We start from the raw sequence: 7,432 nt of genomic DNA, 5'->3' as shown, positions 1-7,432 counted from the left end.
GCTGGACGAGCCCGGCTGCGACCGGCTGGAGGCGAGGGCGGACGAGCTGGCGGCGTGGGGGCTGGAGCTGGAGCGGTTCGGGCCGGCGGCGATGCTGGTCCGCGCGACGCCGGCGCCGCTGGGCCAGGCCGATCCGGCGCCGCTCGTCATCGATCTCGCCGACGAGCTGGCGAGCTTCGATGCGGCGCTGTCGCTCGCCGAGCGGCTCGACCATGTCGCCGCGACGATGGCGTGTCATGGCTCGGTGCGCGCCGGCCGCCTGCTCCAGGTCGCCGAGATGAACGCGCTGTTGCGCGAGATGGAGGCGACCCCGCGCTCGGGCCAGTGCAATCACGGCCGCCCGACCTGGGTCAAGCTGGCGCATGGCGACATCGAGAAGCTGTTCGGCCGGCGCTGATCCGCCGGCTCAGTTGACCTTGACGCCCGACAGCGGCTGGCCCTTGACGGACACGCCCTTCAGCCGATCGTTGACGCTACACAGGCTGTTCTCCCAGTCATAGGTCAGCGTCTCCGTCCCGGCTTCGCTCGCCCATTTCAGCTGGATCATCTTGCCGGTGGCGAAGGTGACCATGGCCTTGTCGATCGGCACGGGCGGACCGGCGGGCGAGCTGGTGGGCGCTTCGATGACGTTCCCGAGCCGGTCGATCACATAGACATATTGGTCGCCGCCGACCGTGATCAGCCACGTTCCCTGTGCCCAGGGTGGCAGCACGATCTCGTGGCCGAGCAGCTTACGCATGTCGACCCAGCCGAGCAGGTGATCGATGTTCCAGGGCTTCTTGACCCGCGCGACCCGGTCATAGCCGAGGATCGAGCCGCCCTGGCCGCCCTCGACGGTCCACCAGTCGCTGCCGTCGATCTGCAGGCTGAAGCCGACGTGCAGGTTCTCATAGCCACCCGGATTATGCGACCGCGTCTCGAACATGTCGCCGTAGCGGGGGCGCTCGCCATGCTTCGGGGTGACCCAGAACTGGGCCTTGCCCAGCTTCGTGAGCAGCTCCTCCACATAGAAGCCGCCCAGGCCGGACAGGCCCAGATGCTGCGTCACATGGCCCACGAACGCGTTGCAACTCGTCAGGTGGCCGCCACTGCCCCAGCTGTTCATCAGCGTGACATGATCGTAGTTCGTCAGATACTTGAAGGTGGAATTGGTCGTGAAGCCCGAGCCCTTCATCTTCTCGGTGAGGTCGCCATACGTCTTCTCCGCCTTGGCGAAGTCCTTGAACGTCTTGGGCGGCAAGGGCTGGCGCGGCAGCGTCGGCGTGCCCGACGGCACTTCGCCCCAGATCTCGCCGCCGGTCTTCAAGTTGCGCTGAAGATAGCTGGCGCTCTTGGGCACCAAGTCGACCAGCTTGTCGAACTGTTCCCGGTAGGTATCGGTCATGAGGCCCCCGTCCTTGTCCCCCGCCGCCGCGCGCGGCCGTGCGACCCATCGGGCCGTCATGCCAACTTGACGGCGACGACGGGGCGAACCGGACAATGGCACTGGCTGCGCGCGGCGGAAGGGATAGCGCGACCCGCTGGTCGCCGCCTCGTCTCATCTCGGTCGCCATATTCGCCCCGCGGCGCGGTTCATCGCGGTGAAACCTTCTGACGGATCGTGCATTTTGCACGACGAAGCGTCACAACAGTCGAGCAACCGCCATGAAGAACATCTTCCCAGTCGTCTGCGCCCTGATCCCGTTCGCCGCCGTGCTGAGCGCGTGCGTGACCTGCCCCTGATCGCGCGAGACCTTGTCCCAAGCGAAAGGGCCGCCCGGCGTTTCCGCCGGACAGCCCTTTGCCGTTGTTGGATACCGGATCAGTTCTGCGCGGGCGCGGACTGAACCTCGGCCGTCGCGCCGGGTTCGGCGTTCGGATCGTAATCCTCGGTGAAGCCCGCGTCGTCCTTCTCGAACATCGCCGACATCACGTCCACGCCCGATGCTTGCATCTCGGCTTCCTCGGGGGAGCGGGCGACGTTGACCTTGACGGTCACCGCGACCTCCGGGTGCAGCGCGACCTTCACGTTGTACAGGCCGATTGCCTTGATCGGCTTGTCCAGCACGACCTGCGCCTTGCCGACCTTGTGCTTGGCGGCGACCAGCGCCTCGACCAGATCGCGCACCGCGACCGAGCCGTAGAGCTGGCCGGTGTTCGACGCCTGGCGGATCAGCGTCACCGACGCGTCCTTGAACGAGCCGGCGTCCTTCTCCGCGTCGGCGCGGCGGCTGGCGTTGTCCGCCTCGATCCGTGCGCGGTTCGATTCGAACACCTTGCGGTTCGCCTCGTTGGCGCGCAGCGCCTTCTTGCGGGGCAGCAGGAAGTTGCGGGCGAAGCCGTCCTTGACCTTCACCACGTCGCCGATGGCGCCGAGCTTCTCGACGCGCTCCAGCAGAATGACGTCCATGGGCTAGCTCCTCACTTCACGACATAGGGCAGCAGGCCCAGGTGACGCGCGCGCTTGATCGCGACCGCCAGCTCGCGCTGCTTCTTGGCGGCCACCGAGGTGATCCGGCTGGGCACGATCTTGCCGCGCTCGGACACGAAGCCCTGGAGCAGGCGGACGTCCTTATAGTCGATCCGCGGCGCGTCCTTGGCCGAGAACGGGCAGGACTTGCGGCGGCGAAAAAATGGGCGGGCCATCAGGCGTTCTCCTCGTCACGACGCGGACGGGGGGCGCCATCGCGTCCGCTGTCACGACCATCACGGCCGCCGTCGCGGCCTCCATCACGACCCTCGCGGTCGGCGCGGCGCTCGCGGTCGCGCTCCTGCTTGCGCATCATCACCGACGGGCCGGCCTCGGCCTCGTCGACGCGCACGGTCATATAGCGGATGATGTCCTCGTTGATCGAGGCTTGGCGCTCCAGCTCGGCGACGGTGTCGCCCGGCGCGTCGATCTCCAGCATCACGTAATGCGCCTTGCGGTTCTTGGCGATGCGATAGGCGAGCGAGCGCAGGCCCCAATTCTCGGTCTTGGTCACGCGGCCCTGATGGCCGGTGACGATCTCGGTCGCGGCTTGCGCCATCGCGTCCACCTGCGCCTGGGCCAGATCCTGGCGCGCGAGGAAGACATGCTCGTACAGAGCCATGTGTCGTTTCTCCTGCCGATCGCTGGCGCCGCCCCATGCGACGCCCCTCCGGCTGTCGGTTGACGCGAACGGGGCGGCAGGCCCGTGCCCGCCGCCCCGTTCGCGTGTCTGGTCCATGCCCGAGGCGGGGCGGAAAGGCAAGCGCGGGGGCGAGGTTGCCACCGCCACCCGCGCTGTCCTAGTCGGCCCGCGATCAAGCAGGAGAGGCCGATGCGCGCGTTCATCTTCCCGGGCCAGGGCAGCCAGGCGGTCGGCATGGGGCAGGACCTCGCCGCCGCGTCCGCCGCCGCGCGCGCGGTGTTCGAGGAGGTGGACGAGGCGCTGGGGGAGCGCCTGTCGCGGCTGATGGCGCAGGGCCCCGCCGACGAGCTGACGCTGACGCAGAACGCGCAGCCGGCGATCATGGCCAACGCGCTGGCCACCTTGCGCGTGCTGACGGCGGAGGGCGGCGTGCGGCTGGCGGAGCAGGCGGACTATGTCGCCGGGCATTCGCTGGGCGAGTATAGCGCGCTGTGCGCGGCGGCGACGGTGGACCTCGCCACGACGGCGCGGCTGTTGCGGACGCGAGGCGCAGCGATGCAGGCGGCGGTGGCGGTGGGCGAGGGCGCGATGGCGGCGCTGCTGGGCGCGGATGTCGAGCTGGCGGGCGTGATCGCGGGCGCGGCGGTGGACTCGATCCTGGCGGAAGGCGGGACGACGCTCACCTGCACCGTCGCCAACGACAATGATCCGTCGCAGGTGGTGATCTCCGGCCATCGCCGCGCGGTGGAGCGCGCGGTGGCGCTGGCCCGGGAGCTGGGCGCCAAGCGCGCGGTGCTGCTGCCGGTGTCGGCGCCGTTCCACTGTCCGCTGATGACGCCCGCCGCCGTCGTGATGGAGGATGCGCTGCTCGACGCGGACCTGCGGGCGCCGCTGGTGCCGGTGATCTGCAACGTCGACGCGGCGCCGATCGCCAGCGTGGGCGAGATTCGGGTGGCGCTGGTGCGGCAGGTGACGGGGATGGTGCGCTGGCGCGAGTCGGTGCTGGCGATGGCGGCGGCGGGCGTGACGGAGGTGATCGAGTTCGGCGGCAAGGTGCTGACGCCCATGGTCAAGCGCATCGCGCCGGAGCTGGATGCGCGGAGCGTGGTGACGGTGGCGGATGTGGAGGCCTTGGCTTCGAGGCTATAGACTGGTTCACGCGGAGGCGCGGAGACGCGGAGAAGAAGATGCGGGACATTGACGAGGTGAGCGGCGACGTTCTCGATGTGGCCCTCCGCCTGCATCGTGATCTTGGGCCGGGCCTGCTGGAGAGCGTTTACGAGACAGTTCTTGCTGATCGCCTGCGGCGAATGGGATACGTCGTCGAGCGTCAACGGCCCGTCGACATAGAGTTTGAGGGCGTCCTCTTTGCGGCCGCATTTAAAGCCGATTTGATCGTGGACGGTCGGCTCGTCGTAGAGATCAAGTCGATCGAGCGGCTGTTGCCGGTGCATGGCAAGCAATTGCTCACATACCTGCGCCTCCTGGGCCAGCCCGTAGGGCTGCTCATCAATTTCGGCGGCGACACGCTCAAGGAAGGCGTGAAGCGCGTGGTAAACAGCCACTCTCCTTCTTCCTCCGCGTCTCCGCGCCTCCGCGTGAACCAACCTTCTTCTGGAGCCTGACCCCATGTTCGACCTGACAGGCATGACCGCGCTGGTGACCGGCGCGTCCGGCGGGATCGGTTCCGCGATCGCGAGCGCGCTGGCGGGGCGGGGTGCGCGTGTCGCGGTGTCGGGGTCGAACGCGGCCAGGCTCGACGCGTTTCGCGACACGCTGGGCGGCGATGCCGTCGCGGTGCCGGCGGACCTGTCCGACCCCGCCGCCGTCGATGCGCTGGTGCCCGCCGCCGTCGCGGCGCTGGGCGGGCGGCTCGACATCCTGGTCAACAACGCCGGCGTCACGCGGGACAATCTGGCGATGCGGATGAAGGACGACGAATGGAACACCGTGATCCGCGTCAATCTGGAGGCCGCGTTCCGGCTGATCCGCGCGGCGGCGCGGTCGATGATGAAGCAGCGCTTCGGACGCGTCGTCTCGATCAGTTCGGTGGTGGGCGCCACGGGCAATCCCGGCCAGGCAAATTACGCCGCGTCCAAGGCGGGGCTGGTCGGCATGTCAAAGGCGCTGGCGCAGGAACTCGCGTCGCGCGGGATCACCGTCAATTGTGTCGCCCCCGGCTTTATCCGCTCGGCGATGACGGACGCGCTGCCCGATGCGCAAAAGGCGGCGCTGCTGGGCCGCATCCCGGCGGGCGACCTGGGCACGGGCGCTGACATCGGCGCCGCCGTCGTCTATCTCGCCTCACGCGAGGCCGGCTACGTCACCGGCCAGACGCTGCACGTCAATGGCGGAATGGCGATGCTGTCGTAGCGCCTTGCGCCGCAACCGGACGCGTTCTACCGGCGTTCAGGAACACTCAAGACCCAAGAGGGAAGATCATGGACGAGACCGCCGACCGCGTGAAGAAGATCGTCGTCGAGCATCTCGGCGTCGAGGCCGACAAGGTGACCGAGGATGCGAGCTTCATCGACGATCTCGGCGCGGACTCGCTCGACATCGTCGAGCTGGTGATGGCGTTCGAGGAGGAGTTCGGCGTCGAGATCCCCGACGACGCGGCCGAGAAGATCACCACCGTCAAGGACGCGATCAGCTATATCGACGAGCACAAGTCCTGAGGTCCCGGGGCTGAAGCCCAGGTTCTTGGCGGGCCAGGCGGCTCCCACCCGGCGTCCGGGTCGGGAGCCGCTTTCGTGTTGAACGATCAGAGGAATAGCGGATGCGCCGCGTCGTCGTCACCGGACTAGGCCTCGTCACGCCGCTGGGCGCGGATGTCGAGACGTGTTGGGCCAACATCGTCGCCGGCCGCTCGGGCGCGGGAACGATCACGCGGTTCGACGCGACCGATTACCACACCAATTACGCCTGCGAGGTGAAGCCGGCCGGACATGATTGGGGTTTCGATCCCAATCTGCGCGTCGACCACAAGGTGCAGCGCCAGGTCGATCCGTTCATCGTCTATGGCATCGACGCCGCCGGCCAGGCGCTGGAGGACGCGGGGCTGACGCAGATGAGCGAGGCCGAGCGGTTCCGCGCCGGTTGCTCGATCGGCTCGGGCATCGGCGGGCTGCCGGGGATCGAGTCCGAGTCGCTCGTGCTTGCCGCCAAGGGCCCCAAGCGCGTGTCGCCGCACTTCGTCCACGGGCGCCTGATCAACCTGATCACCGGTCAGGTGCAGATCAAATACGGGTTGATGGGTCCCAACCATGCGGTCGTGACCGCCTGTTCCACCGGCGCGCACGCGATCGGTGACGCGGCGCGGATGATCGCGATGGATGATGCCGACGTGATGCTCGCGGGCGGCGCGGAGGGCGCGATCTGCCCGATCGGCATCGCCGGCTTTGGCCAGGCGCGCGCGTTGTCGACCGGCTTTCGTGACGATCCGACGCGCGGCAGCCGGCCGTACGACAAGGCTCGCGACGGCTTCGTCATGGGCGAGGGCGCCGGCGTCGTCTGTCTGGAGGAATATGGGCGGGCCAAGGCGCGCGGCGCCACCATCCATGCCGAGGTGATCGGCTATGGCTTGTCGGGCGACGCCTATCACGTCACCGCGCCGCACCCCGATGGCTCGGGCGCGTATCGCGCGATGGAGATGGCGATGCGCAAGTCGGGCCTGGCGCTCGGCGACATCGATTACATCAACGCGCACGGCACCTCGACGCCGCTGGGCGACGAACTGGAGCTGGGCGCGGTCCGGCGCTTGTTCGGCGACGCGATGGGTGGCGTGTCGATGAGCTCGACCAAGTCGGCGATCGGTCATCTGCTGGGCGGGGCGGGCGCGGTCGAATCGATCTTCTGCATCCTGGCGTTGCGCGATCAGGTGGCGCCGCCGACGCTCAACCTCGACAATCCGAGCGACAATTGCGCGGGCGTCGATCTGGTGCCGCATCAGGCGAAGCGGCGTTCGATCAAGGCGGTGCTGAACAACAGCTTCGGCTTTGGCGGCACCAACGCCTCGCTGGTGATGAAGCCGGTCTGATGCGCCGGCTCGGCTGCGTCGCCCTGCTGCTGGTGCTCGCGGCGGTGGCGCTGATTTGGGCGGTGAACGACTGGCGCGGCGCGGGACCGAGCGGCAAGGCGATCGGCTTTCGGGTGGCCGACGGTGCATCGCTGGCATCGACCGCGCGGGCGCTGGAAAAGGCCGGCGCGATCCGCTCGGCGCGACGCTTCCGCTACGGCGCGCGGTTCCTCGGCTCGGACGCGGCGCTGAAGGCGGGCGAGTACCGGCTGCCCGCGCGCGCCAGCGCGGCGGCGATCCTGCGGCTGATCCAGTCCGGCAA

General features: G+C 68.5%; 10 protein-coding genes and 1 pseudogene. 7 read left to right on the top strand and 4 right to left on the bottom strand.

Annotated features, from left to right (window positions below):
• Nucleotides 1–397, top strand: a pseudogene (locus tag HUU95_RS04205) (DNA mismatch repair endonuclease MutL); the annotation flags it as partial.
• Nucleotides 398–406: 9 nt separating this feature from the next.
• Here the strand turns inward: HUU95_RS04205 and HUU95_RS04200 are convergent.
• The 4 genes from HUU95_RS04200 to rpsF all read right to left on the bottom strand — a co-directional run bounded on the left by HUU95_RS04200 (nt 407) and on the right by rpsF (nt 3,071).
• Nucleotides 407–1,384 carry a hypothetical protein gene (locus tag HUU95_RS04200; protein ID WP_174278960.1) on the bottom strand — a complete coding sequence of 326 codons (978 nt, stop codon included), beginning with the start codon at nt 1,382–1,384 and terminating at the stop codon, nt 407–409.
• A gap of 417 nt (nt 1,385–1,801) precedes the next feature.
• On the bottom strand, nt 1,802–2,389 hold the full coding sequence (gene rplI / locus HUU95_RS04195; RefSeq protein ID WP_174278959.1) for a 50S ribosomal protein L9: 588 nt from the start codon (nt 2,387–2,389) through the stop codon (nt 1,802–1,804).
• Nucleotides 2,390–2,400: 11 nt separating this feature from the next.
• Complete coding sequence (rpsR, locus tag HUU95_RS04190) at nt 2,401–2,625, bottom strand: 30S ribosomal protein S18 (RefSeq protein WP_174278958.1); 225 nt, start codon at nt 2,623–2,625, stop codon at nt 2,401–2,403.
• On the bottom strand, nt 2,625–3,071 hold the full coding sequence (gene rpsF, locus HUU95_RS04185; RefSeq protein ID WP_174278957.1) for a 30S ribosomal protein S6: 447 nt from the start codon (nt 3,069–3,071) through the stop codon (nt 2,625–2,627). Before rpsF ends, rpsR begins: the two co-directional genes overlap by 1 nt.
• A gap of 210 nt (nt 3,072–3,281) precedes the next feature.
• Between rpsF and fabD the strand changes: the two genes are divergently transcribed.
• The 6 genes from fabD to HUU95_RS04155 all read left to right on the top strand — a co-directional run.
• Nucleotides 3,282–4,241 (top strand): ACP S-malonyltransferase, encoded by a 960-nt coding sequence (gene fabD, locus HUU95_RS04180; protein ID WP_174278956.1) that lies wholly within the window; start codon nt 3,282–3,284, stop codon nt 4,239–4,241.
• 38 nt (nt 4,242–4,279) lie between these two features.
• Nucleotides 4,280–4,717, top strand: a complete 438-nt coding sequence (locus tag HUU95_RS04175) for a GxxExxY protein (RefSeq protein WP_174278955.1) — start codon at nt 4,280–4,282, stop codon at nt 4,715–4,717.
• A 4-nt stretch (nt 4,718–4,721) separates the two neighbouring features.
• The gene (fabG, locus tag HUU95_RS04170; RefSeq protein WP_174278954.1) at nt 4,722–5,465 is read left to right on the top strand and encodes a 3-oxoacyl-[acyl-carrier-protein] reductase; all 744 of its coding nucleotides are present in this window, start codon (nt 4,722–4,724) and stop codon (nt 5,463–5,465) included.
• Nucleotides 5,466–5,533: 68 nt separating this feature from the next.
• Nucleotides 5,534–5,770 (top strand): acyl carrier protein, encoded by a 237-nt coding sequence (locus HUU95_RS04165; RefSeq protein ID WP_174278953.1) that lies wholly within the window; start codon nt 5,534–5,536, stop codon nt 5,768–5,770.
• A 101-nt stretch (nt 5,771–5,871) separates the two neighbouring features.
• Nucleotides 5,872–7,131: a beta-ketoacyl-ACP synthase II gene (fabF, locus tag HUU95_RS04160; protein WP_174278952.1), complete on the top strand. Its 1,260-nt coding sequence runs from the start codon at nt 5,872–5,874 to the stop codon at nt 7,129–7,131.
• On the top strand, nt 7,131–7,432 hold a 302-nt coding region (locus tag HUU95_RS04155), incomplete at its 3' end, for an endolytic transglycosylase MltG (RefSeq protein WP_174278951.1). The genes fabF and HUU95_RS04155, both read left to right, overlap by 1 nt.

It is taken from the genome of Sphingomonas bacterium (genome assembly GCF_903643065.1).
Lineage (GTDB): Bacteria > Pseudomonadota > Alphaproteobacteria > Sphingomonadales > Sphingomonadaceae > Sphingomonas.
Note: the sequence above shows the minus strand (reverse complement) of the source record. Positions and strands in the feature narration are given on the sequence as shown.